The sequence below is a fragment of the Natrinema sp. LJW11 genome (genome assembly GCF_056135975.1).
Window position 1 is genome coordinate 651,678 of record NZ_JBWBDM010000001.1, and the last position, 24,659, is coordinate 676,336.

At 64.8% G+C, this 24,659-nt stretch carries 18 protein-coding genes; 9 read left to right on the forward strand and 9 right to left on the reverse strand.

Annotated features, from left to right (window positions below):
• Positions 1–22 precede the first annotated feature (22 nt).
• Complete coding sequence (uxaC, locus tag AC0QDI_RS03195) at positions 23–1,390, forward strand: glucuronate isomerase (RefSeq protein WP_474665159.1); 1,368 nt, start codon at positions 23–25, stop codon at positions 1,388–1,390.
• Between the two features lie 4 nt (positions 1,391–1,394).
• Here uxaC and AC0QDI_RS03200 read toward each other — a convergent pair whose 3' ends face one another.
• Complete coding sequence (locus tag AC0QDI_RS03200; RefSeq protein ID WP_474665161.1) at positions 1,395–2,165, reverse strand: SDR family NAD(P)-dependent oxidoreductase; 771 nt, start codon at positions 2,163–2,165, stop codon at positions 1,395–1,397.
• 144 nt (positions 2,166–2,309) lie between these two features.
• Between AC0QDI_RS03200 and AC0QDI_RS03205 the strand changes: the two genes are divergently transcribed.
• The 4 genes from AC0QDI_RS03205 (at position 2,310) to gfo6 (ending at position 8,885) form a co-directional block, all read left to right on the forward strand.
• The gene (locus tag AC0QDI_RS03205; RefSeq protein WP_474665163.1) at positions 2,310–3,239 is read left to right on the forward strand and encodes an NAD-dependent epimerase/dehydratase family protein; all 930 of its coding nucleotides are present in this window, start codon (positions 2,310–2,312) and stop codon (positions 3,237–3,239) included.
• 72 nt (positions 3,240–3,311) lie between these two features.
• Positions 3,312–4,757, forward strand: coding sequence for an MATE family efflux transporter (locus AC0QDI_RS03210; RefSeq protein ID WP_474665165.1), 1,446 nt, complete (start codon positions 3,312–3,314; stop codon positions 4,755–4,757).
• Positions 4,758–4,822: 65 nt separating this feature from the next.
• Positions 4,823–7,063: a glycoside hydrolase family 3 N-terminal domain-containing protein gene (locus AC0QDI_RS03215; RefSeq protein WP_474665167.1), complete on the forward strand. Its 2,241-nt coding sequence runs from the start codon at positions 4,823–4,825 to the stop codon at positions 7,061–7,063.
• A gap of 748 nt (positions 7,064–7,811) precedes the next feature.
• Complete coding sequence (gene gfo6, locus AC0QDI_RS03220; RefSeq protein WP_474665169.1) at positions 7,812–8,885, forward strand: D-xylose 1-dehydrogenase Gfo6; 1,074 nt, start codon at positions 7,812–7,814, stop codon at positions 8,883–8,885.
• 208 nt (positions 8,886–9,093) lie between these two features.
• On the opposite strand, the gene AC0QDI_RS03225 is transcribed toward gfo6, so the two are convergent.
• Positions 9,094–11,349 (reverse strand): NADP-dependent malic enzyme, encoded by a 2,256-nt coding sequence (locus tag AC0QDI_RS03225; RefSeq protein ID WP_474665171.1) that lies wholly within the window; start codon positions 11,347–11,349, stop codon positions 9,094–9,096.
• A 97-nt stretch (positions 11,350–11,446) separates the two neighbouring features.
• Positions 11,447–11,575, reverse strand: coding sequence for a hypothetical protein (locus tag AC0QDI_RS03230; RefSeq protein ID WP_474665173.1), 129 nt, complete (start codon positions 11,573–11,575; stop codon positions 11,447–11,449).
• A 1,255-nt stretch (positions 11,576–12,830) separates the two neighbouring features.
• Here AC0QDI_RS03230 and rdfA point away from each other — a divergent pair.
• The 3 genes from rdfA to AC0QDI_RS03245 all read left to right on the forward strand — a co-directional run bounded on the left by rdfA (position 12,831) and on the right by AC0QDI_RS03245 (position 17,031).
• Positions 12,831–13,457 (forward strand): rod-determining factor RdfA, encoded by a 627-nt coding sequence (rdfA, locus tag AC0QDI_RS03235; RefSeq protein WP_474665175.1) that lies wholly within the window; start codon positions 12,831–12,833, stop codon positions 13,455–13,457.
• A gap of 66 nt (positions 13,458–13,523) precedes the next feature.
• On the forward strand, positions 13,524–15,476 hold the full coding sequence (locus tag AC0QDI_RS03240; RefSeq protein WP_474665177.1) for an archaea-specific SMC-related protein: 1,953 nt from the start codon (positions 13,524–13,526) through the stop codon (positions 15,474–15,476).
• Positions 15,477–16,245: 769 nt separating this feature from the next.
• A complete protein-coding gene (locus AC0QDI_RS03245; protein ID WP_474665179.1) occupies positions 16,246–17,031 on the forward strand; it encodes an SRPBCC family protein in 786 nt (261 codons plus the stop codon).
• A gap of 54 nt (positions 17,032–17,085) precedes the next feature.
• On the opposite strand, the gene AC0QDI_RS03250 is transcribed toward AC0QDI_RS03245, so the two are convergent.
• Complete coding sequence (locus AC0QDI_RS03250; protein WP_474665181.1) at positions 17,086–17,676, reverse strand: DUF2238 domain-containing protein; 591 nt, start codon at positions 17,674–17,676, stop codon at positions 17,086–17,088.
• A 100-nt stretch (positions 17,677–17,776) separates the two neighbouring features.
• Positions 17,777–18,406, reverse strand: a complete 630-nt coding sequence (locus AC0QDI_RS03255; protein WP_474665183.1) for a metal-dependent hydrolase — start codon at positions 18,404–18,406, stop codon at positions 17,777–17,779.
• A gap of 289 nt (positions 18,407–18,695) precedes the next feature.
• On the opposite strand from AC0QDI_RS03255, the gene AC0QDI_RS03260 reads away from it, so the two are divergent.
• Complete coding sequence (locus AC0QDI_RS03260; protein WP_474665185.1) at positions 18,696–19,109, forward strand: hypothetical protein; 414 nt, start codon at positions 18,696–18,698, stop codon at positions 19,107–19,109.
• Positions 19,110–19,206: 97 nt separating this feature from the next.
• Here AC0QDI_RS03260 and AC0QDI_RS03265 read toward each other — a convergent pair whose 3' ends face one another.
• From AC0QDI_RS03265 to AC0QDI_RS03280, 4 genes are all read right to left on the reverse strand, one after another.
• Positions 19,207–20,103 carry a hypothetical protein gene (locus AC0QDI_RS03265; RefSeq protein WP_474665186.1) on the reverse strand — a complete coding sequence of 299 codons (897 nt, stop codon included), beginning with the start codon at positions 20,101–20,103 and terminating at the stop codon, positions 19,207–19,209.
• On the reverse strand, positions 20,093–21,526 hold the full coding sequence (locus AC0QDI_RS03270; protein ID WP_474665188.1) for a signal peptidase I: 1,434 nt from the start codon (positions 21,524–21,526) through the stop codon (positions 20,093–20,095). Before AC0QDI_RS03270 ends, AC0QDI_RS03265 begins: the two co-directional genes overlap by 11 nt.
• A gap of 1 nt (position 21,527) precedes the next feature.
• On the reverse strand, positions 21,528–22,736 hold the full coding sequence (locus AC0QDI_RS03275) for a hypothetical protein (protein WP_474665190.1): 1,209 nt from the start codon (positions 22,734–22,736) through the stop codon (positions 21,528–21,530).
• Positions 22,737–23,088: 352 nt separating this feature from the next.
• Complete coding sequence (locus AC0QDI_RS03280; protein WP_474665192.1) at positions 23,089–24,558, reverse strand: vWA domain-containing protein; 1,470 nt, start codon at positions 24,556–24,558, stop codon at positions 23,089–23,091.
• Between the last annotated feature and the right edge of the window lie 101 nt (positions 24,559–24,659).

Sequence of the window (24,659 nt, forward strand, 5' to 3'; positions counted from 1 at the left end):
CGCTCTCGAAACAGAGTCGCCCATGGGATTCATGGACGAGCGGTATCTGCTCGATTCGGAAGCCGCTGTGGAACTCTACGACGCCATCGCCGACCTTCCAGTCGTCGACCCGCACAACCACATCGACCTCGAGGAGGTCGTCGAAAACGAGCCCTGGAGCGACGTCTGGGAAGTCGAGGGCGCGACCGATCACTACGTCTGGCAGCTCATGCGCAAGCGCGGCGTCCCCGAGGAAAAGATCACCGGCGACGCCGACAACCGCGAGAAGTGGAACGCGCTCGCCGCGGTATTCCCGGACTTCGCGGGCAACCCCACCTACGACTGGGTCCACCTCGACCTGCAGCGCCGATTCGGCATCGAGAAGCCCCTGAACGCGGACACCGCCGACGACATCTGGGCGGAGACGAAGCGCCAACTCGCCGAACCGGAAATGCGGCCGCAGGCGGTGATCCGCGAGATGAACGTCGAAGTCCTCTGTAGCAGCGACGACCCGACGTCGCGACTCGAGTACCACGAGCGGGCCGAGACTGCGGTCGACGGCGTCGATATCCGCCCCACCTGGCGGCCGGATCGGGCGCTGAAGGTCGAGACCCCCGAGTGGTCGACGTTCGTCTCGGAGCTCTACGCCGTGACCGACGGTGACGTCGATCGCTTCGAGGGGTTCCTCGAGGCCCTCGCGGAGAGCCACGATTACTTCGTCGACCACGGCTGCGTCGCGTGCGACATCGGGATGGGAACCGATCCGGTCTCGAGGCCGGTCAGCGAGGAGCGAGCCGGCGAGATCTACGCGAAAGCGCGGCGCGGCGCGAGCCTCGAGGAAGAAGAGATCCGCGACTTCAAGGCGTTCCTGCTGGAGTTCATCGGCGAACTGAACAGCGAGGCCGGCTGGGTGACCCAGCTTCACGTCGGCGCGGTTCGCGACTACCGAGACTCCCTCTCCGAGGACGTCGGGCCGAACGCGGGCGGCGACGTCTCGACGCAGGATGTCGACCTGGTCGCGGGACTCGATCACTTTCTCGACGCCTTCGACGGGGAGATGGAGATCGTCCTCTACACCCTCGATCCGACCCACTACCCGAGCGCGACGGTCGTCGCCCGCTCCTACCCCACCGTGAGCATCGGGCCGGCGTGGTGGTTCAACGACAGCCCGCTCGGGATCGAGAACCAGCTCGAGCGGGTCGCGGCCGTCGACCTGCTCGCCAACTACGCCGGGATGGTCAGCGACTCCCGGAAGCTCGTCTCCTACGGCTCTCGGTTCGAGATGTTCCGCCGAACGCTCGCGACCGTCGTCGGCGAGCTGGTCGAGCGGGGACGGATCCCCTCCGACAACGCCGAGCGGCTCGTCGAGCACGTGGCGTACGACCGACCGAAGGAGCTCTACGGGCTGTAAGAGACTACTGTGCGCTGTCGTCGTAGCCGCCGTCGACCGTGACGACCTCGCCCGTCGTGAACGACGCGGCGTCGCTGGCGAGGTAGATAGCCGTGCCGACCATCTCGTCGGGCGTGGCGACGCGGCCCATCGGCGTGCGTTCGTCGACGGTCTCGCGGAACGCCGACCCCTCCTCCAGTTTCGGCCCGGCCATCTCCGTTTTGACGAACCCGGGAGCGATGGCGTTCACGCGGACATCCGGTGCGAGGTCCGCGGACACCGCGCGGGTCAGCCCGTTGACGCCGCTCTTCGCGGCGCAGTAGGCCGCGCGCTCCTCCCGGGCCTGATCGGCCGACATCGAGGAGACGTTGATGATGCTGCCGTCGTCCATCGTCCGGCCGAACGTGCGGCACGCCCGAAAGACCCCGGTGAGGCAGACGTCGATGTCCCGCTGCCACTCCTCGTCGCTCATCTCCGTTACGGGGGACTGGGCGACCGTCCCCGCCGAGTTGACGAGAACGTCGACGTCTCCGGCCTCCTTGATCGTCGCGTCCCGGAGCGTCTCGATCGATTCGGTGTCGGTCACGTCGCACGTGACCGCCGTCGTCGCCGCGCCGCGCTCGCGGAGTTCCGCCGTCACGTCCTCGACGGCGTCCCGTGACCGGCTCGTCGCCACGACGTCCGCGCCGTCCTCGGCGAATCCGAGCGCGATCGCTCGACCGATTCCTCGCGTCCCGCCGATGACGACCGCCGTCTTTCCGTCGACGCTCACGGACGTACCCGTTTCAGTGACCATGCCGCCGTGTTCCGCCGCCGGTGGTTTATGCATTTCTATGAATACCCCATCTAGCGGGAGGCCTCTCTGAACAGCGGTTCACGTCGACCGACCGAAGCAACGCTCTCCGTGGGTTTCATTAGTGCACCCGCCGACTGTCCGCCCGTGACCACGGACTCCTCGAGCATCGTCGTCACCGGTGCGCTCGGTGGCGCCGGACGGTGGATCGTAGACGGATTACTCGCCGACGGTTACGACGTGATCGGTCTCGACCGACGACTCCCCGCTGGCGGGGGACCTGCAGAGGCGGAGTTCTTTCAGGTCGACCTTACCGACTCGGGCGAGACCGCCGAACTCGTCGCGGCCGCCGAGCCCGACGCCGTCGTCCATCTCGCCGCGATCCCCGACCCGACGAGCCACGCCGGTTCGCGAGTGTTCGCCAACAACGTTCTGAGTACGTACAACGTCCTCGAGGCGGCCGGTCGGGCCGGCGCGGACGTCGTGTGGTCGAGTTCCGAATCGGCCTACGGGTTCCCTTTCGCCGAGAGCCTCCTCGCGCCCGAGTACGTCCCCATCGACGAGGCCCATCCGCTCCGCCCCGAAGATCCGTACGGCACCTCGAAGGAGGCCGGCGAGGCCGTCGCCGCGGCGACCGCCAGACGACACGGCGTGTCCGTCACGTCTATCCGCCCGTCGTGGGTGCAGTACCCCGGCGAGTACCAGACGAGCGGAAACCGGGAGCGCTTCGACCTCGAGGAACTGACCGAACGCCCCGAGGGAACTTCCCCCAGCGGCGGCGCGGGGAACTTCTGGTCGTACATCGACGTACGAGATCTCGCGTCGATAGTCTCGGCGGCGCTGGACGCCGACGTCGAGGGCCACGAAGCGTACCTCTGCCACGCCGCGGAGAACTATCTCGGCATCGAGACCGACCGACTCATGGAGGCCCTCTTCGAGGACGCGCCGCCCTCCGACCTCGAGGGGGACGCGTCCGCGTTCACCACCGCGGAGGCCGAACGCGACCTCGGCTGGACGCCACAGCACAGCTGGCGTGAGGCCGAAGACGAAGCCGTCGAGGGGCCGGACTTCGAGTAGCGCGTCGAACGGGCAGTCGGGCGGTGAACGAAAGAGATAGCTTTTAGCGGTCTCGAAGACGGCGAGTATACGTTGGTCCCTCGCACGAATCCGCTCCGATTGCTCCTGCTCGGTATCGGGATGGTACTCGCCCGTTTCGGGATCGTCTCGCTCGAGCGGGCGCGCGAAACGACGGACCTCGCCTGGCCGCGAATCGTCACCGGACTCGCCCGGATGTCGAAAGGCGTCGCGGACGTCGCCATGGTCGGCGTCGTCCTCGGACCGACGGCGATCGCGGGAATGGGATTCGCCGGACCGTACTGGGGGATGACGTTCGCCATCGGCGGCGGGATGGCGGCGGGAACGATCGCCCTCGTCTCGCAGCGATACGGCGCGTCGGCATACGACGAGATCGGGCAGGTCGTCCGCTCCAGTGCGGCCCTCGTCACGGCGGTCGCTCTCCCAGTGAGCGCGCTGTTCTGGGCCGTGCCAGTCGAACTCGTCTCGTTGCTGAGCGACGATCCCGTCGCGATCGGCTACGGCGCCGACTACCTGCGCGTCCTCGCGCTCGGCGTCCCGTTCGCCATTCTCAACCAGATCGGGAGCCGCGCCCTCGTCGGCGCGGACGACGCGTGGACGCCGATGGTCGTCCGGTCCAGCGGCGCGCTCATCAACGTCGTCCTCAACGCGGTGTTCATCTTCGCGCTCGACATGGGCGTCGTCGTCGCGGCGCTCGGGACCGTCATCGCCAGCATCTGCGTCACGACCGCGTTCGCGCTCGGCCTCGCGCTCGGTCACCTCCCGGGCGTCGGCGAGTTCCCGATTCGGATTCGCTGGGTCGACCGCTACCTCGAGCGGAAGATGCTTACGGACCTCGTCGCCATCGGACTGCCCGTCGTCGGTCGAAGCTCAGTGTGGACCGTCGCCCGGTTTCCGATCCTCGTCTTCGTGGGTCTCTTCGGCTCGCACGTCGTCGCGGCCTACATCATCAGTCGACGCATCTGGGGGTTGATGAACACGCCGGGATGGGGGTTCGGTCTCGCCGCGAGCAGTCTCGTCGGGCAATCCCTCGGGGCCGACGACGAGGAGACGGCGGCGCAGTACGGGCGTGAGATAACTATCTTCACCGTCGTCGTCTATCTGTTCGCAGCGGTCGCCGTCGCGCTCTTCGCACACCCGATCGTCCGGCTCTTCGTCGACGATCCCGCGTCGCCCACCGTTCCCGTCGCCGTCGCGCCCGTGTACACCGCGTGTATCGCCGTCGTCCCGCAGGGCGTCACGAGCAGCGTCGCGGGCGCGCTGGACGCGACCGGCGACACGAACTGGCCGTTCTACGGCCGTGCGATCGGGATGTTCGGCTTTGCCATCCCGCTGGTCTACCTCGGCGCGACGACGTCGCTCGGCCTCTTCGGACTCTCCCTGTCGTTTCTCGCCGAGAGCGTTCCAGGTGCGCTTATCAACTACTACCGGTTCCGCTCCGGGAAGTGGAAGACCATCGGCCGCGGCTATCGGCCGGGAGAGCCCGCAGTCGACGACTGACGCGCGTGGCGCGTGTGTGAGACGGTTGATAACGTTTATAGCGCTACGGTAACAATTCACGGACAATGGACGATCGATCCGAGACGCCGACGTACCGCCGGGAGTCGGCACCGACGTCGGAGCGCGTCGCGGACTTGCTCGAGCGAATGACGCTCGCCGAAAAGGCGGGACAGGTGACGGGGACCTGGGGCGGGAGTTTCAGGGAAAATCTCGACGTCGAGGACCTCGTCGAGACCGTCGCGCGGGACGGGATCGGTGCCGTCGCGCCGTTCGGCTGGGCCGGGTCGCTCACCAGCGATCCGACCGAAGCGGCACGGATCGCCAATCGCCTCCAGCGCGTCGCCGTCGAGGAGAGCCGACTCGGCGTCCCGATGCTGTTGAACGTCGACGCGGTCCACGGCCACGCCTACATCACCGGCGCGACGTCGTTTCCGAACGGACTCGGGGCGGCCGCGACGTGGGATCCGGACTTGCTCGAGGACAGCGCTGCCATCACCGCCCGGGAGATCCGCGCGACCGGGGCTCACCAGAACTACGGTCCGACCGTCGACGTGGGCCGCGAGCCGCGCTGGGGGCGGGTGTTCGAGACGTTCGGCGAGAGCCCGCACCTCGTGGGCGAGCTGGCCGCCGCGAAGGTCCGGGGATACCGCGGTGACGGGGTCGGTGATCCCGAGGGGGTGCTCGCCACTCTCAAACACTTCCCCGCTTACGGGGAGCCCGAGCGCGGCGAGGACGCGTCGCCGGTCGACATCTCCGAGTACAAACTCCGGAATACGTTCCTCCCGGCGTTCGAGCGGGCGCTCGCCGCCGGTGCGGACTCCGTGATGCCGTCGTACAACTCGATCAACGGCGAGCCCTCCCACGGATCGGCCGCCGCCCTCACGGAACTGCTCCGCGACGACCTCGGGTTCGAGGGCCACGTCGTCTCGGATTGGGACGGGATCCGCCACCTCCACGAGGCCCACCGGACGGCTCGCGACCACGCCGACGGCGTTCGACAGGCCCGCGAGGCCGGCGTCGACGTCGCGTCGGTCGGACACGTCGACCACGCCGACCGCGTCGTGGAACTCGTCGAATCCGGGCGGCTCGAGGAGGCGGTCGTTGAGGCGAGCGTGAAACGGGTACTCCGCGCGAAGTTCGAACTCGGCTTGTTCGAGGACCCCTACGTCGATGCGGGGACGGTGACGGAAACGCTCGGGTCGGAGGACCACCGCGAGACCGCTCGCGAAGTTGCCAGCGAGTCGATGACGCTGCTGAAAAACGAGGCAGTCCTCCCGCTCGAGGGCGACGAGGACGTCTTCGTCGGCGGGCCGAACGCCGACGACATGGTCCACCAGCTCGGCGGCTGGTCGGTCAGTCGCGACGACGGGCTGCCGGGGACGACGATTCTCGAGGCGATCGATGCGGGCACCGACGGCGCGGTGACCCACGCGGCGGGGACGACGCTCAACGAACCGGTCGACGTCGACGCGGCGGTCGAGAAGGCGGAAGCCGCCGACGTCGCCGTGCTCGCGCTCGGCGAGGGCTGGTACCTTCACGAATTCGGCCCGCAGGCCGAGGCGGGCGTCGCGACCGGGGAGTGGCCGACCCGAAGCGACCTTCGGCTGTCGGACGCCCAGCGCGAACTCGTCCGGCGGGTTCACGGGACCGGGACGCCCGTCGTCGGCGTGCTCGTGACCGGCCGGCCGCTGATCGTCGACTGGATGGCCGAACACGTCCCGGCGATCCTCATGGCGTACTTCCCGGGAACGGAGGGCGGCGTCGCCGTTGCCGAGACGCTGTTCGGCGAGAACGACCCGAGCGGTCGGCTCCCGATTACGATGCCGAAATGCCACGGGGACCTCCCACAACACCACGACGCGCTCGCTCATCCGACGCCGATCGGCGACCACGAACACCCCGACTCTTACGACCCGCTGTATCCGTTCGGTCACGGGCTGAGTTACACCGAGTTCTGCGTTGAGGATGTAGCGGTCGCGGACGGGTCGGGAACGTCGGCCGACGACGACGGACCGGCGGCGACAGTCAGCGTCACGCTCTCGAACGTCGGGGACCGTCCCGGAACGGAGACCGTGCAGGTGTACGCGACGCAGACGCACGCCTCGCGGGTCAGGCCCGAACGCTCGCTGGTCGGGTTCGAACGGGCCGAACTGGACCCCGGCGAGTCGGCGACGGTCGATGTCGCGATCGATCCGTCCACGCTCGGGTATTACAATCCCGATCGGGGACACGTGCTTGAAACAGGTGAGTACCGGTTCCACGTCGATGATCAGACGCAATGTACTCGCATTAGCGGTGACGACTGAACGTCACACCGCAGGAGAAAGCGGTTACAGCTGATCGCGAACTGACTCATTCACTGCACTTACGCTCTCGTTCGAAATGGATGCCGTTTTGGCGGACTACAGTCCGCTCGCAGCCTGTAGTCGAATGACTGTGGCCCGGTCTCTACCCGGAAAAGGGCACTTGGCCAACGGTCGGATTCCGGGGCTCTATCCGCGTTCTCCGAGATCGACCGTGCGTTATGTAATACCGAACAATCCGTGAGAAAACCTCACATGGTGGAAAGGAGATTACAGACTTATGCCTGTAATCACTGACCGCCGGTCGAATCCAATTTTCCGGACGTAGAGCCGGTATCGCGCTGGTTCCGGCAACTGACTCGAGCGGAGAGTGGGTGCTTCGAGCGGCTACAGGAGATTGAACTCGGTCGCTATAGTTCAGCAATCACGGACGGATCGGTAGCTGATGCAGCGAAGGCAAATAACCGTAACGAGGGTTGGACCGCCGCGTGAGTGAGTATCTCTGACAGAACCGGTCGGTACTTACCCAACGCCGAGATCGAACGAGCGTTTTCCATTACTGAATTTGTGGGGTGGAGAAATCGACAGGGAGGTTCACCAGGAAACCGAACGATACCGTGACAGTTCATTTTCATTACCGCTCCGACGAACGACGTGAGTGTGCCACCGACGGTCTCGAGAAATAGTGTCAACCGCTCCAGTGCGATGTGATCACCGATCGTTTTTTATCAGGTTGGTGACTAGGTCGGCTATGCTCGAGTGGATCGACAGCTACGAGGATCGGACCTGGCAGACGACAGACAGCGGGACCGTCAGATACGCCCTGATCGGCCTGGGATGGTGGACGATCGACGTCGCCCTTCCGGCGATCGCATCGTCGGATCTCGGCGAGGTGACGGTCCTCGTCAGCAGTTCGACCGACAAAGCGACCCGACTCGCCGACGAGAACGACGTCGCGAGCGGGATCAGCTACGACGAGTTCCACGACGGTGCGGCCGCGGGCGAGTACGACGCCGTCTACGTCGGCACGCCCAACGCCTTCCACCTCGAGTACGCCGAGACCGCGGCCGAACTGGACAAGGCGGTCCTCTGCGAGAAGCCGATGGAGGCGACCGTCGAGCGCGCCGAACGGATGGTCGCGACCTGCGAAGAAGCGGACGTGCCCCTGATGATCGCCTATCGCATGCAGACCGATCCGGCGGTGCAACGGGCCCGCGAACTGATCGCCGACGGCTTCCTCGGAGAGCCGGTGTCCGTCTACGGGCACAACACCCAGCGCCTGCTCGAGATGATCCCCGACCCCGACCAGTGGCGACTCGACGCCGATCTGAGCGGATACGGCACCTCGGTGATGGACCTGGGAATCTATTCGATCAACACGACCCGATTCCTGCTCCGACGCGACCCCGTCAGCGTGCAAGCCGAGATGGTCTCGACCCACGAGGCGTTCGCCGACGTCCCGGACGAGCGGTCCTCGTCGCTGCTGGTCTTCGAAGACGACGTGCAGATGATCTCGACCTCGAGCCAGCACGCCCACAAAGACACCCATCTCAAGATCACGGGAACCGAGGGGCGGATCGAGCTCAGACCGGCGTTCCACGGGGAGTGTTCGCTGCACCTCTCGCGCGGCGACGTGTCGGTCACGGTCGAGCACGGAAGCTTCGACGCCGAACGCGAGATGGAAGAGGAGTTCGACTATTTCGCGGACCGACTCCTCGGCGACGGTGACCTCTATCCGGACGGTCGCCACGGCCTGCGAGACATGCGGATCATCGAAGCGCTCCACGACTCCGCGGAACGAGGTGAGCCGGTCGCGCTCGAGTGACTGGCGACGGGAGGCCGAGAACGCGGCAACAACCGGAAGTGGACGTACGATCCGATATAGCAGCGCTCCGTCTCACTCTATGTATGCGCGAACCGACGTGATTCGGGCGACGCCGACCGGTGCCGCGAGCCAGCGGTGGATCCTGAAGCCGCTGTGATCGGTCGGTTCTCACGCGAACGACGACTGACGGCGGGGGCCAGTCAGCCGATCAGGACTCGTCGTCCTGCGCGTCGACAGTAGCGATGGCCGCGAGGTTCACGATATCCTTGACTTCGTCGCCCCGCTGGAGGACGTGAACCGGCTCGTCCATGCCGACGAGCATCGGCCCGATCGCGTCGGCCCCGCCGAGTCGTTGGAGCAGCTTGTAGCCGATGTTACCGGCCTCGAGGTTCGGGAAGACCAGCACGTTCGCCGGTTTCTCGAGATCGCTGAACTCGTAGGTGCCGGTCAGCATCTCCTCGACGACGGCGGTGTCGGCTTGCATCTCCCCGTCGACGGGGAAATCGACGGCGGGATCGGCACGGAGCCGACGGGCCGCTTCGCGAGGTTTCCGCGTCCCGTCGTTGTCGACGCTGCCGAAGTCCGAGTACGAGAGCAAGGCGGCGCGTGGCTCGACGTCGAACCGGCGGGCCAGCGCTGCGGTGTGGCGAGTGACTTCCTCGAGGACGTCCTCGTCTGGAGCCTGGTTGACCGTCGCGTCGGCCACGAAGACGACGCGGTTCTTGAACGTCAGCATGTAGACGCCGGCGGCGTAGTCGGCGTCGTCGGCGGTGCCGATCACCTGCAGGGGCGGCCGGAGCGCCGACGGATAGTGGTTCGTCAGTCCCGTGAGCATCGCGTCGGCGTCGCCGCGGTCGACCATGACGCTCCCGAAGTAGTTGGTGTCGTCGCGGATCATCGACTCGGCCTCGCGGCGGGTAACGCCGTTGCGCTTCCGTCGTTCGTAGAGGTGTTCCGTGTACGCCCCGTACTCGCCGCTCTCGGGGTCGACGACGTCCGGTTCGAACTCGAGACCGAGGTTCGCGACCGTGCTCCGAACCTCGTCCTCGTCGCCGATCAGAACCGGCTCGGCGATGCCTCGGTCGACGATCTGGGAGGCCGCCCGCACGATCGTCTCGTCGGTCCCCTCGGCCAGCGCGATGCGCTTCGGATCGGATTTCGCTTTGTTGAGCACCACCCGCATCATTTCGCGGGACTTGCCGAGTCGCGCCTCGAGCGCTTCGACGTACGCATCGGTATCGATCTCGGCGCGGGCCGCGCCCGACTCGATCGCCGCTCGTGCGACTGCGGGGGCGACTTCGAAGAGGACGCGCGCGTCCAGGGGCTTCGGAATGATGTAGTCCGGGCCGAACTGGAGGGGCTGATCGCCGTAGGCCTTCACCACCGAGTCCGGTACGTCCTGTTTGGCCAAGTCGGCCAGCGCCGACGCCGCCGCGACCTTCATCTCCTCGTTGATCTCGGTGGCGCGGACGTCCAGCGCGCCGCGGAAGATGAAGGGAAAGCCGAGGACGTTGTTGACCTGATTCGGGTAGTCCGAGCGACCGGTGGCCATGATAACCGTATCGTCGCGGGCTGCTTTGGCGTCCTCGTAGCCGATCTCCGGATCGGGGTTGGCCATCGCGAAGATTATCGGGTCGTCGGCCATCGATCGGACCATCTCCTGACTGACGATGCCGCCGGCCGAGAGGCCGACGAAGACGTCCGCGCCCGCTATCGCATCCGCGATTGCGCCGTCGGGCACGTCGCTGGCGAACTCCCGGTTGTACTCGTTCAAGTCGCCGGATTCGGCCCGTTCGGTGGTCAGAATCCCGTCGATATCGCACATCGTGATGTTCGCTCGTTCGACGCCCAGCGAGACGTAGAACTTGGCCGTCGCGACCGCGGCCGCACCCGCGCCGGCGAACGTGACCTCGAGCGACTCGAGGTCCTTGCCGGAGATCTCGACGGCGTTGAGCAGCGCGGCCCCGCTGATGATCGCGGTGCCGTGTTGGTCGTCGTGAAAGACCGGGATCGACAGGCGCTCGCGGAGGCGTTCCTCGATTTCGAAGCAGTGGGGAGCCGCGATGTCCTCGAGATTGATACCGCCGAACGTCGGCTCCATCGCGGCGACCGATTCGACGAACGCGTCCGGTTCGTCGAGGTCGAGTTCGATGTCGAACACGTCGATGTCGGCGAAGCGCTTGAACAGGACGCCTTTGCCCTCCATGACCGGTTTCGACGCCTGTGCACCGATGTCGCCGAGTCCGAGCACGGCCGAGCCGTTCGAGACGACGCCGACGAGGTTCCCTTTCGTCGTGTACTGGTAGGCGTCGTCCGCGCGTCCGGCGATCTCTCGACACGGCGCGGCGACGCCCGGCGAGTACGCCAGCGAGAGGTCGCGTTGCGTGTTCGTCGGTTTCGTCGTCGAAATTTCTATCTTCCCCGGCGGATCGGCACGGTGATACTCGAGCGCATCTTCGTCCATTGTTGTGCTCGTGTGTCGCTAGCGGACCGACAAAAGTGTACGCTTCTGATCGACCGAATTGCCCGGTAGCGGGCCGATCTGTGCCGAAAATCCGTTATCAATCGGCGGCGTGATGCGGAACGTGACCGCAATCGACGCACTCCCACGACCGCCGTTCGAGCGAGAGTTCCCCCTCGCAATCGGGACATCGGTACGTCAGTACCACTAGCTCTTCGGGAGCTGTCATAAGTCCCCCTTCGAGGTGGGGCGTAATAAACGTATCTCCGTCCGCTGGGACGGGCCCGGAACGAGAGTACCACGACGACGAACGGAAACCGGCGGTCGGTATCGCACGGCGATTTCACCGACACCAGTCATCTGGTAGCCACCACGGGCCAACTCGCCGAATCGAAGCGAACGGCTCGGGCCTGCGGAGTCGTACTCCGTTCGGTGATGAGAAACGATCACGATAGCTTCGCCGAGTTCGCTCGGGAATCAGTCGGCGGGAGCGGAGAACAGCTCTCTGTATCGGGCGTCCGGCTCGCGACGATCAAACCGGTACCCTGCGGGACAGTCCTCGCTGCCGGACTGATCGTTGGCCGACCGATCAGTGTCTCCCAACGGAATCCGGTGCTCGGATTGGAAGCCGAACGAACACGACACACCGTTCGGACACCCCGAACACACCGTTCGTTTCGGCCAGTAGCCGACCGGATTCGGGGCGGGATCGAGTAAAGAAGAACGTGCGTCCGAACGGCAACAAACGACGGTTCGTTCCTCGACCGCCACGGAACCGTTTCGCGAACGAAACCGTCGCTGACCGAACAGAATTACAGCCCTATCTCTGTAACCGTCAGTAGTCAGCAGACGGCGGGGGCTAACGGACCATTCCGGATCGGACCGTTTCGCTCCATTCTATCGGCATATCGACTGCTTGCTCCAACGGATAAGACGCCAGTTGAGAAAGTCAGTTCCCGTGCAGTATTGGCTGATATCTGATACTAATTGCACTAATTCGGTCCGCGTTCAATATCGTCTCTATCGGGCTCGGAACACACGTTTCACTGAAATATAGCACCTAGAAATAATATTTTATCACCGGTCATAAACCTTGTTTGTCATATAAAAAGCGGGATGAGCCGCCGGCAGATGCCATCCGCGAAAAAAGTCCGTCAGTTAAATGCCTGAACGGCCAGAAAGGAAACGTGTCGTTTACGGTGAAAAATGGGCCGCGATCGACGAGCAGCAAACGGTCGACCGCTTCGGCACAGTTCCCGCGGTGAGTGGGTGTCACATTCGGCAGCAGCGGTGCCCCGACACCCGTTACAGCGTCGATCGCCCCTGGAAGGTCCTTTCGGATCCACTGAAAACCACTGCACACCTGATCGCACGACGGCGTTGCGATCAGGTGTAACTCGTTTCGGTGGCCACTATACTATTGCCGCCAGCAACCCGGTGCGATAACCGCAACATTTGTACGATAGGCGTCAGTGACTACCGGTATGACGGACGACTCGAGCGGCGGTCGTCGGACCAAGGTCGAGCGAGCGATAGACGAGTACGACCTCGAGTCGTGGGGGGACCGCCTCGAAGCCGAGTGGATCGGCGACGGAACGGACCGAACGAGTCTCCGCGACCTCGCGACCGAGTTCAACAAGGCCGTCCTCCGAGCGGCCCTCCGCGATGCGGGCGGATCGGTGCTCGATTCCGATATCGAAACGCTCTATCGAACGCTGACGGACGACGACGTGTCGCGCTCTGACGCGGTCAGAAAGCGACGCGAACTGGAGCGGTCGGGGATCGACATCGACGCCGTCCGCTCCGATTTCGTCACTCACCAGACGATCTATACGTATCTCACGAACGTTCGCGACGCGTCCCTCCCCGAGGAGGACACCGAGGACCGACTCGAACGAAAGAAAGAGACCGTTCAGCGCCTCGCCGGCCGAACGCAGGTCGTCACGGAATCCACGCTCGAGGAACTGAGAAACGCCGAGGAGATTACGGACCGGGAGTACGACGTCTTCGTCGACGTCCGAACCATTTGCGCGAACTGCGGAACCGACTACTCCGTCGCCGAATTACTCGATCAAGGCGGCTGCGACTGTGAAGTCACGGAGACGTCGTAACGCGACACGTCGGAAAATCGGCCGTTACCGCATAGCATTTATAGCCGGCGGCGTGAAATAACCGTCGTGTCATCTCCAGAGTCAGTCACCTCGTCGATTACCGTTCTCGCGGAGAATATCGGCGGTATCGATAGTAGCGAGGTAACGCTTCAACCCGGTGTTAACGTCCTGACTGGACGGAACGCGACGAACCGAACGTCGTTCCTTCAGACGATCATGGCCGCGCTGGGCAGTCGGCGCTCCTCGCTGAAAGGCGATGCTGACGCCGGTCGCGCCGAATTGGAATTCGACGGCGAACGGTACGAGCGATACCTCGAGCGACGCAACGGGGAAGTGGTTTTCGACGGTGATTCCTATCTCGAGGATCCGGAGCTCGCGGACCTCTTTGCCTTCCTGCTCGAATCCAACGAAGCACGCCGAGCGGTGAGACGCGGCGACGACCTTCGCGAACTCATCATGCGTCCGATCGATACGGACGAGATCGAAGCCGACATTTCCACCCTCGAGGCCGAAAAACGAGACCTCGACAATCGCCTCGAGCGGCTCGAACAACTCGACTCCGAACTCCCGGGCCTCGAGTCGAAGCAACGGGAACTCGAGGACGAAATCGAAACGACGACCGAGGAAATCGCCGACCTCGAGGAGGAACTCGAGGCGTTCGATCTCGACGTCGAGGCGAGTCGCGATCGGAAAGAAGAGATCGAATCGGCGTTTGCCGACCTCCAGACGGCGCGGACCGAACTCGAGTCCATCGAGTACGATCTCGAGACGGAACGGGAGAGCTACGCCGAACTCGAGCGGGAACGCGACGAGCTAGAGGCGGAACTCGAGGCCTTCGACGGCGATACCGAGTCGCCGGATCGACTCGAAGGGCGGATCCAGGAGCTTCGCGCCAGGAAACGGTCGCTCGATACGACCGTTAGCGAACTGCAGAGCGTGATCCGGTTCAACGAGGAACGGCTCGCCGACGACGGGTTCGAGCTGGATCTCGAGGACCACGTCGAGTCGGCGGACGAAGACGACGGCGACATTACCGAACAACTCCTCGCGGACGACGACGTCGTCTGCTGGACGTGTGGCTCGCAGGTCGGCCGCGACCGGATCGAATCGACGCTCGAGCGATTGCGATCGCTCCGCCAGGAACAACTCGAGGAACGAAGCGAGTTGCAAGCACAGATCGACGAGCTCTCCTCGCGTCGGAAGGAGCTTCGCGAGCGAACGCAGCGACGGGGAGAAATCGAAACGCGGCTGTCGGCGATCGACGACGAACTCGAGCGCCGCGAACAGCGCATCGAGGAACTCGAAACCGAAGTCGAACAGCAACAAGCGCGTATCGACGAGCTCGAATCCGAGGCCGAAGCGTTCGAAAACGCGGAGTACGGCGACGTTATCGACACCCACCGCGAACTGAACCGTCTCGAGCTCGAGCTCGAGGGACTCGAAGACGACCGCGACGACGTGCAGGGCCGAATCGAGGAGATCGAAGGGAAGATCGAGGAGCGCAGCGAACTCGAGGAGCGCCGCGAGAGCGTCGAAGCGGAGCTGACCGACCTCAGAACGCGTGTCGACCGGATCGAAGAAAATGCCGTCGACGCGTTCAACGAGCACATGGAGTCGATTCTGTCGATCCTCGAATACCGAAACATCGACCGCATCTGGATCGATCGTCGCGAGAAGACGGTCCGGGAAGGGAGACGGAAGGTCACGCGAACCGCGTTCGACCTGCACATCGTCCGGTCGACCGACGACGGAGCGACGTACGAGGATACCGTCGATCACCTCTCGGAGAGCGAACGCGAAGTCACCGGACTGGTCTTCGCACTCGCCGGCTATCTGGTCCACGACGTCTACGAAATCGTTCCGTTCATGCTGCTGGATTCGCTCGAGGCGATCGACTCGACTCGCATCGCCGATCTCGTCGAGTACTTCGAGGAGCACGTCGACTGTCTCGTCGTCGCGTTGCTCCGCGAGGACGCCGAAGCGCTCTCGGACGAGTACGCCTACGTTCAGGAGATATAGGCCGCTCAGCGATGCCGATCCAGAACGACTGAATCGGTTCGTGCAATTCGTTCGATGCTACTGACAGTTTGTCGCATATGTTACAAATAAAATAATATCGGAAATAGATACAGTTCGGTATTTTCGGTTTAGTCCGGTGGTTGATAGTCGTCCGCCAAGGAAACTCGAGACCGAGATCCCTCCCCTCTCAGTGTCGTTCGCCGTCGAGCCGATTCGTCTCGGCGGTCTCGTATTCCCTCGAAAATCCGGAGGGATCTTCGGCGAGGGAATTCTTGTAAAATACGGAGGATAGTGTCGGGATATACCAATCAAAGATGCTATATGAACGCCGGGAAGAAGTAATCCGCAACCTGAATCGTCTAGTGGATCGATGGACAGGTACGAAACGACTAACTGGTGACAACGGGTCGGCGTGTACAGTACACGGGCCTGAGACGGCTCTAAGGACACGATTACCGGAATCGCCGGCGACCGAAACCGGTACGCGTTGCATTTGCAGTTGTAAGCTACAATACCACCGCCGTCTTGTTTGCCGTGTGAACTATTCCGAGCCGAGTCTGGCACGGTCCCGTTTGACGGTAGCACCGATACGGCCCCATTTGACGGTAGGACCGATGCGGCCCCGTTCGACGGTGGCACCGATACGGCCCAGTTCGATGATGGGACCGATTCGAGGGAGGGAGACGGCGCGTTCACCGACGGGTGAGCCGCTACTGCCCCGACGAGCGACCGTTCGCTCGTTCGAACTACCCGGCGCACTCGAGACAGTATGAGCGATCACGTCACGGAGCCGGCCCCCGGCGACTCGGCCGGCGAGACGGTCGATCCGGAACGCGGTCGCGACGACCGCTCGATCGGTCGTGGCGAACGACTGGCCGCCACCGCTTTCGGCGGCGCGCTGGTCGTCGCCGGACTCAGGCGACGGTCGCTCGTCGGCGGGGCGATGGCATTGGGGGGCGGTTGGCTCGCCGCTCGAGGTCTCAGCGGGTCGAGTCGGCCCCTCAGAACGCTCGGTTCAGTAGCGACCGACGAACGCGATGGACCGACCCTCGGCGGTGCTGACGGACCGATAACGGTCGAGCGAGCGATCACGGTCGGCGTCCCTGCGGACGAACTCACGGCGTACTGGCGCGACCCCGAGCAGTTGTCGCGAATCATGGGTCCCGTCGCCGAGGTGACGGGGGCCGGCGAAGACCGGCATCACTGGGAGGTACGACCGCCGCGGGGACCGACCCTGACCTGGGAGACGGCGATCGTGGACGACCGGCCCGGAGAACGCTTGCGGTGGGAGTCGGTCGAGGGAGCGACGATGCGGGCCGAAGGCGACGTCCGCTTCCGGAAGGCTCCGGGGGATCGAGGGACCCAAGTGACGCTTCGGTTGCAGTTCGATCCGCCCGGCGGCAAACTTGGGGCCGCGGTGGTGCAGCGACTGGGAATCGTTCCGAAGACGATCGCGGAAACGGCGCTGCGTCGGTTCAAGAGTCTCGCCGAAACGGGCGAGATTCCGACGCTCGAGGCCAATCCGTCCGCACGCGGAAGCGGCGATCTCGTGTGAACACGCGGCGCCGACCGGAGTCGACCGACCGGGTGGCGAACCACCCGTCCGTCGTCAGGGCCGAGAGTCGGGAGCCGACGACAGGTTCTCGTCGGTCGATATCAGGTTCTCGAGGAGAGAGTCACCGAGTACGACCACGACGAGAGCGCCGACGATATCGAAGACGAGGTCGAAGAACGTGTCGGCCGCCCCGTAGGAAACGAGCACGGGTTCGAGCCCGAGGCGAGTGGCGGTCGCGTGAATACCGTATTCGCCGACCTCCCACAGCACTCCGGCGCAGGCGACGATGGCGACGACCCAGGACCGCGGGTCGCGCCCGCGGCGACGAGCCGCGGCGAAGGTTAGTCCACCGAGAATCGTCGCCGAGTGCGTGTGAGTAACGTGGTCCCACCACCAGAGGTCGTCGTACGGACCCAGCATGCCGACGGTGTGGGTGAGCATCGCCGTACTCAGATACGCACGTTGCCACGGCCTGAACGTCACGTCGTACCGGCGTTCGACGGCTCCGGGGAGGAACGTCGCCGCGATCGAGACGACGGCGTTGAAAACCGCCCCCGGATCACGCCGACGGAAACCGACGACGAGGACGGCGAGGATCGCGTACCGGACACCGCGATCAGCCTCTCTGGCCACCGATGTCTGCATTGGTTGGGTGGCAGATTGTAGTCGAGGTGCATAACGATACTGAAAGGAGACGAGCCCGCGGTTGGCGGCGGTCGGCGGTCACTACCAGCACAGGGGTCGGTCACTTACCGCGTTCGGGTCCGTATCGAGCCGGGAGGAGTGTCAGGAGGCGATCCGGGAGCGTCCGGACCAGGTATCCCGCGACGAGGACTTCAGCGATCGTTGGGAGCAGCCGTCGAACGGCGGTGTAACCGACCGCGACGACCAGCGCGGCTCCCACGATCAAGCGGAGGACGCCGTCGAGAGCGATCAACAGCGGGACGGCGATACCGAGTGAGAGCAGCAAGTCCTCGGGCGCGCCATCGTACCGGATCCAGCGACGCGGGGCGAGCCACCGCCCTCGACGATGGTCGTAGACGGCGCGGCTCGAGGTCGCCTCCCACGGCCGCAGTTCCAACCCGCCGCCGAAGATATCCATCACGCTGTGGACGGCCGCACCGAGCAACAGGAGCGTCGCGGCGATCGTCGCCGTCGTCGGGACGAGTATCGCGAACGGAGCGACCGCGAGAGCGAGCACCGAATAATAGACGGGATAGTGCAGCGTCTTCCGATGACCGACGTACATATCCAGATCGGGGAGAATACCGCCGACCAGGCCGGCGGTGAGCGCGACGCCGGCGAATTCGGGGGCGATGGCGGCAAGCGGGAGGGCGAGAGCCAGCCCGACGAGCGCGTGCGTTGGCAGCATCATTGTGTCGTACTACAGGCAACACAGCCGTTTGAGTATGTCGGTCGGTGATGTCAGCATCGGTCGGCCGCCAGAGTCACGTCCTGCGGGTCCGCTCGGCCACGGATCAACACCCCATCGGGCTCGATCCCGTCGCAATCTGCGCGGATTCGAGCGCGTCGCGCCGGCTTTCCGTCGGAACTGCGCACTCGTGTCACCGCGACGCGACGACGATCCGACGAGCGACCGTCCGACGACCGTCGCGGTCTTCGAGGGCTACCTTTGATGGGGTTCGACGCGGAACCACAGCGTGATGGCCGCCGATGGATACAAACTGTTCGGTGTCTACCTCTCGGAGGACGTCTTCGACGCACTCGAGGAGTTCCTGTACGAAGATGCCGGCGTCGTCGACTACGAGGAGTACTTCGATCCGACCGCCTCGACGGTCCCCGCGGGCGATCCGGGGGCCGACGCAACCGACAGGTTCGTTTCGGCGGTCGTGGCGGACTTCGCGGAACTGTACGACGAGGCGGATTTCGAGGCCCCTCGAGGCGTCGATTCCGACGCGTTCGTCCTCGCTCATCTCGCGGCCGAGCCCCAAACGGTCGCCACCGCTCGCGAACGCTTTCAGGCGGCCGCCACGATCCGAGAGACGGACCTCCGGACGGTCCACACCGCGATCCTCTCGGCGTTTCTCTCTCGGGAGTCAGCACACCGGGATCACTGATTCCCGGAGCCGTCGGGACTACGGAACCGGCTGATTCAGCGGTCCTCGTTCGGCGAAGAGACGATCGAGAGAAACGGGTGCCCGCGGTGCTTCTATATCATCCGCCAGCGGCTTCTCGCGCGACGGTGGATTCGCTCGGATCGGTTCCGGTACCACTGGAGTCGTCTTCGCTTCCGCTACTGGTCGCAGTCTCACTGGTGGACGCATTTCCGTCACCGGACTCGTTTTCTTCGACGAAGTTCTCATCTTCGTCGTCAGTTGTGCTTTCGAGAGCGGGTTCCCCGTCTCCGTCGCTGCCATCGACGGTCGAGTTGCCATCGCGGTGGGACGTGTTCGTCTGTTCCTCACCGGAGGCGCTGGCGCTCACGTTTCCGGCGTCGGCAGCTTCGGTTCGATTCGAGGTGTTCGAGACGCTGTCGTTCGTCGGGCGACTATCGGTTGCGTCGGTCAGTCCGTCCGACTCATTTCCCGCCGCGCCTGTAGCGTCAGCATCGCCCTCGTCCAGTCCGACAGCGCCACCAGCCGTTTCACCGGCTCCGCTGTCCATTTCATCCGATCTATCGTCCGTTTCACCCGCTCCACCGTCCGCTTTGATAGCGTTCGTTGCAGTCTCGTTCTCGTCAGTATCACTGCTCTCGTTGGAGTCGGTCTTCGGGTCGGTCTCGCTGAGAGTTCCGTCACAACGTTTCGACGCTGTAGCCGTCCCGCCGTCCGTCGTTCCGTTCTCGAGGCGTCCGTCCCCGTCGCATCCCGCTGTCGCTGCCGAACCGGCCGCACGATCCGTCTCTGCGTCGTGAGGGCCGCGGTCGTCAGGGGGACCACGAGCGTCACCGCCGGGCGGGCCACCCGCGTACTCGTCAATTGAAACGTTGCCGGCGACGGTGACCTCGAGTTCTTCGGTGTCGGTGAACGCGCCCGTGGTGTAGCCGACGCTCAGAGCGCTGCCGACGAACACGATCGCAACCAGCGTCGCAACGATGGGCTTACTCGTCATCGGTATCACCGCTAGGTCCGCCGCCGTCGATCGCATCGCCGCGGACGGCCGTCCCCGTCCCGGGGCTCGGTGCGTCAGCCTCGATCTGGTTCGAGGAATCGACTCGCGTGACTGCCGATGATTCGTCCGTATCGGGCCATTCGAACGTCGACGGGGACGGTCCGTTCTGCGGTCTCTCCCCAGCCGTGGCGACGTCGTGATCGTCTGCTTCACCGCGAGTCGCAACCGGTTCGACCACGTCGTCCGAGTCGGACGCGTCCGAATCAGTCGAGGTCGACGGTCCCGAGTCGTTCGGGTCCGTCCCGTCCAGGTCCGACCCGTCGGGGAGCCTCGAGCGCGCCGCGAGTGCGAGGACGAGCGTCGTCGCCGAACCGGTGAACACCGTCATCGAGACGACCCCGGGCGCTCCGGTTCGAAGGACGGTCGTATAGATCGTCCACCCGCTGTACCCCACGAGAACCGCCAGAACACCGACCGAATACAGTAGGTCCGATTTCGTGACGACGTATCGGTCCGTCGACTGCGACGCCGGTGGCGGATCCGTCGGCTGGGTCGAATTGCCACCTTCCGTCGCGGTCGATCCGCCCTCTCGAGAGCCGTCGATCCCGGTTTCGGACGGTTCGACCCTGCCGTCCGATCGGGGACCGGCCGACGCTTCTGGTTCGTCCGAGTCGTCGCTCCGACGCTTCGAACGAAGTTCCCAGGCCTCGGAGAGGACGAACGAGACGAGCGGGAGCGCGACGAGCAATCCGAATCCGACCGGCGTGTTGACGAAGGTGATCACGTGACCGATCGCGGGGATCGTAACGGTCACCCGACCGATGAGTTGGTCGCCGGCAATCGCGGTCTGGTCTGGATCCTCGTTCGCGTCTCCTTTCGTTCGGAACTGCACGTCGTTGCCGGAGTCGTCGACCTCGATCACACGGTGGGTCGTGGGACTTTCGCCCTCGGAGCGCTGGTAGGTGATCACGTCGCCCTCTTCGACCGCGTCCGGTTCGACGCCGGCGACGAGGACGACGTCTCCGGTTGAGATCGAGGGCTCCATACTGCCGGAGAGCACGACGAAGCTGTGCTCAGCGCCGGCGACCTGCGGAACGGCGTACGCGACGAACGGCAAAACGAGCGCGACGAGGAGAATCAGACCGCCGATCCGCGCCGCCGGCCAGATCATCGATCGAAGCTCTCCGAGTCCTCGAGGTGTGGCCGAGTCGGCCGATCCGTCGGTTTCGGTCGGTTCATCGGCCTCGATCTCGGTCGCCCCGTCGACACCGGACGGCCGCGGCCCATCGGTCGACCCCTCCGGCGGATCCGCACTCGCCTCGGCGGTGTCGACCGGCAGCGGTTCGTCGATCGATCCCACACCGTTCGCCGTTGATCGGCTCCCGTCTCGAGTCGATCCGTCGGTCGTGTCGTTGTCGTTCATGTCAGTCGCACCTCCCGTCGGCCGCACAGACCGCGACCGTCACGTGGCTGATCGCGTGGTAATCGTTCGGGGCGTCACCGGTTCCGGTCCAGCGTCGGGCGAACAGCAGTCCGCCGGACGCATCCGTCAGGTCACCCGTCGAGGCCCCGAACGGACCCCCGCCCGGGTGCCTGTACGTTTCCGTTCCGGGGCCGGGACCCGACCCCGGACCGCCGGCGATGTCGACGCGACAGAGATCGGGAGCCGACGCACCGTCGTCGGAGACGAGTTCGAACGCCACCGCAACCGTCTCGTCGCTCCCCGTCGATTCGGTGTCCGTCACTCGCAGCTCGTATTCGGCGGTTCCCTCGGTAAACGAGTAGGTGCCCGGTTCGATCGCGTTCTCCCCGATCCCCGATGGGCCGCCCGCCTCGAGTTCGAGTTTCCCGACGTCGAGACAGCACGGACACGAATCTGCGGGCGGGCAACCGGAGCCCGCCGAAAACGGCGGGGAGGACCGTCCGTCGTGTCGGCATTGATTACCGATCGCCGCGAGCGAGACGGTCGCCGACTCACCGCCGACGTAGCCCTCGAGGTCCCACTCGAGGCGAAGACACACCGGCGCGTCCGGCTGCAAGCAGTCCGTCCCGTCGGATTCGGGAGCCCCGTCGAGGGCGAGCCCGGTCGTGAGATCCTCGAAGACGTCGCGCATGGATCCGCTCGTCAGGAGTCGAGTCGGCTCACCGGTGTCGCAGTCGGCGACCGAAAGCGTGACCGTCGCGACTTCTCCGAGCGTTCCGAGCGATTCCGGACACGACCCCCGAAGCCAGATCGCCGCCGGGTTGTTCCCGTCGACGGCCGCGTGAGCCACGCGGAGTCGGACGGCACCGCGCCGGTGATCGGCGTCGTACTCGATCGGAATCCGGACCGCTCCGTCGCTGCGACCACTGTGCCCCGTCCTGGGCCCCTCGAGGACGTCCCACTGGACCTGCAAGTCGAAGGCTCCGGCCTCGAGGCCGATCCCGGCCCGCTCGGTATCGCCCAGAAACTGCTCCGCGGCGACTCCGGTTCCGATTCCGGTCGCTCCGGCGGCGCCGAGCGCGGAAAGCAGTCGCCTGCGGGAAACGAATCCCCGATTTCCGGTACCGTCGCTTCCTCGATCGGCAGCCTCGTCGTTCCCCCGATCGTCGGCTCCGTCGGTATCGGAATCGGACGCTCGCTTATCCGTCATCGTTCACCGTTCTCAGTCCGTCGCGGCGACTACCGACCGCGTTACGATTGTTCGAAATCGATTCGGATCGCTCCCGTTTCGTCCCGATCGGCTGGAGAGCGGCCTCGTCGGCGCTCAGCAGACGACGTCGTCTCCGCCGTTCGATCGTTTCGTACATGGATCCCCTTTCCATCGATTCGGTGTCGCTCTCGTCGGGTCTCTGGGTACCACTACCCGATATGTATGATCCCTATACGGGCTCGCACATCGAGTATACTGGCCCGTATACCGAGTATACCGGTTCGGAACCGGAATCTGACTGTCGGGGCCGTCGACCCAGAACGGCCGCTCATCGAGCCGTCCTCACCGTCGGTCAGTCCGCCGTCGATCCGGCGCCGTCGTTGTGCCGGCACTGCTCGCCGTAGAATCCGACGTCGAACGCGATCGAATCCGTCTGGACCTCGTTTCCGACGTCGACCGGCAGTTCCCACTCGAGACTTATACACGTCGTCACGCCCGGTTCGAAGCACGCACGTCCCTCGCCGTCGCCGGCCGCGGGCGCGCCCGCCTCGAGCTCGTCGTACTCCGTTTCCCGGTCGCCGTCGAGCGGGATCCCGAGGTCCGTCTCGAGGATTCCCGCGAGTTCCGCGAGCGTCCCTTCGAAGATGACTCGTTCGCCGGCGATGGCCTGACCGATCCGACTGAAGGCATCGATCAGTTCGTCGTCGTCTGCAGCATCGAAGTAGTGGACGTCCCACGGATTGCTCGCCATGGACTGTAACGTCGAGGCGTCCGCCGACCCGAATCCGACGGTGTAGAGTTCGGTGCCGTCGCTTTTCGCGTCGTCCGCAGCGACGACGGGATCGCCGCTCTGGTTGTGTTCTCCGTCGGACATCACGACCATGATCTTGTCGGCACCGCTCCGAGCGTTCGAACCGTTGAACAGCTCGTTTCGGGCAGTCTCCACTCCGTCCACGATGTGCGTCTGCCCGCCTCCCGACAGCCCGTTGATCGCCGATTGGACGTCGCCGTGGCTGCCGGTCAACTCCTGATCGAGCGACGCGCTGGTCGAGTAACTGACGAGACCGACGTTCGCACTGCTCCCCAGTTCGTCGATGAGCCCGTTCGCCGCGTTCGTCATCGCGCTCATCGATCCGGACATCGATCCGGACCGGTCGAGGACCAGGACGACGTCGATCTCGCCGCCGTCCGCTCCCTCACGATCCAGCTCGCAGTCGCAGTTTTCGTCGTACCAGACGCGGGTTTCGACGGCGTCGGCGAGGTCGCCCTCACCCTCGCCGCCGGTGTCGTCGACCGCCGATTCCGGTTCGGTCACCCCGTTGTCGTCGTTTGCCACCAGTTCGCCGTTCATCCAGATGTAACCCGGATTGGAACAGAGGTGGAGGCTCGTCGACAGGCAACCGGAGTCTCCGGGTTTGACGTCCTCGAGGCGGATCGGTGCGACCTCCTCGCCGTTGACCAGCATCTCACGGGCGTCTTCCCCACAGAACCCGTTCTCCAGGACGTACTCGTCCCAGTTCTCGATATCGCCGGTGTCGGGAACCTCCTCGAGGAGGTACGTCCCGGCTTCGTCCTCGAGTTCCTCCGCATCGTCGTACCCCATCTCCCGAATGTCCTCCAGACGGCCCGGGCCACCGTGGTAGGTGGTCTTGTAGTCGAGCAGGAGATCGAGCTCTCCCGATGCGAGACTGTTGTTTCCGAACATTTCATCGTCGCTAAAGTACGCGGTCGTGCCGAGGCCGACGCCGGCCGATGTGACGCCGATCGCGCCGAGTCCGCCCAGGAGCTGGCGCCGCGACAGACCGTACTTGTCTTCTGTCATGATTTGTCGCTCCCCGTCAGGGGAAAGCCCACCGGCGGAGTCGAACCGCCGCAACGGCCGGTATCGGCCGACGCAGCCTGCCGGGCAGGCGCTCGGTCCGT

Excerpts from the sequence above, each read along its gene's own strand:
- uxaC (WP_474665159.1), top strand. The coding sequence starts at position 23 with ATGGGATTCATGGACGAGCGGTATCTGCTCGATTCGGAAGCCGCTGTG.
- AC0QDI_RS03200 (WP_474665161.1), bottom strand. The coding sequence starts at position 2,165 with ATGGTCACTGAAACGGGTACGTCCGTGAGCGTCGACGGAAAGACGGCG.
- AC0QDI_RS03215 (WP_474665167.1), top strand. The coding sequence starts at position 4,823 with ATGGACGATCGATCCGAGACGCCGACGTACCGCCGGGAGTCGGCACCG.
- gfo6 (WP_474665169.1), top strand. The coding sequence starts at position 7,812 with ATGCTCGAGTGGATCGACAGCTACGAGGATCGGACCTGGCAGACGACA.
- AC0QDI_RS03225 (WP_474665171.1), bottom strand. The coding sequence starts at position 11,349 with ATGGACGAAGATGCGCTCGAGTATCACCGTGCCGATCCGCCGGGGAAG.
- AC0QDI_RS03230 (WP_474665173.1), bottom strand. The coding sequence starts at position 11,575 with ATGACAGCTCCCGAAGAGCTAGTGGTACTGACGTACCGATGTCCCGAT.
- rdfA (WP_474665175.1), top strand. The coding sequence starts at position 12,831 with ATGACGGACGACTCGAGCGGCGGTCGTCGGACCAAGGTCGAGCGAGCG.
- AC0QDI_RS03245 (WP_474665179.1), top strand. The coding sequence starts at position 16,246 with ATGAGCGATCACGTCACGGAGCCGGCCCCCGGCGACTCGGCCGGCGAG.
- AC0QDI_RS03250 (WP_474665181.1), bottom strand. The coding sequence starts at position 17,676 with ATGCAGACATCGGTGGCCAGAGAGGCTGATCGCGGTGTCCGGTACGCG.
- AC0QDI_RS03255 (WP_474665183.1), bottom strand. The coding sequence starts at position 18,406 with ATGATGCTGCCAACGCACGCGCTCGTCGGGCTGGCTCTCGCCCTCCCG.
- AC0QDI_RS03260 (WP_474665185.1), top strand. The coding sequence starts at position 18,696 with ATGGCCGCCGATGGATACAAACTGTTCGGTGTCTACCTCTCGGAGGAC.
- AC0QDI_RS03265 (WP_474665186.1), bottom strand. The coding sequence starts at position 20,103 with ATGACGAGTAAGCCCATCGTTGCGACGCTGGTTGCGATCGTGTTCGTC.
- AC0QDI_RS03270 (WP_474665188.1), bottom strand. The coding sequence starts at position 21,526 with ATGAACGACAACGACACGACCGACGGATCGACTCGAGACGGGAGCCGA.
- AC0QDI_RS03275 (WP_474665190.1), bottom strand. The coding sequence starts at position 22,736 with ATGACGGATAAGCGAGCGTCCGATTCCGATACCGACGGAGCCGACGAT.
- AC0QDI_RS03280 (WP_474665192.1), bottom strand. The coding sequence starts at position 24,558 with ATGACAGAAGACAAGTACGGTCTGTCGCGGCGCCAGCTCCTGGGCGGA.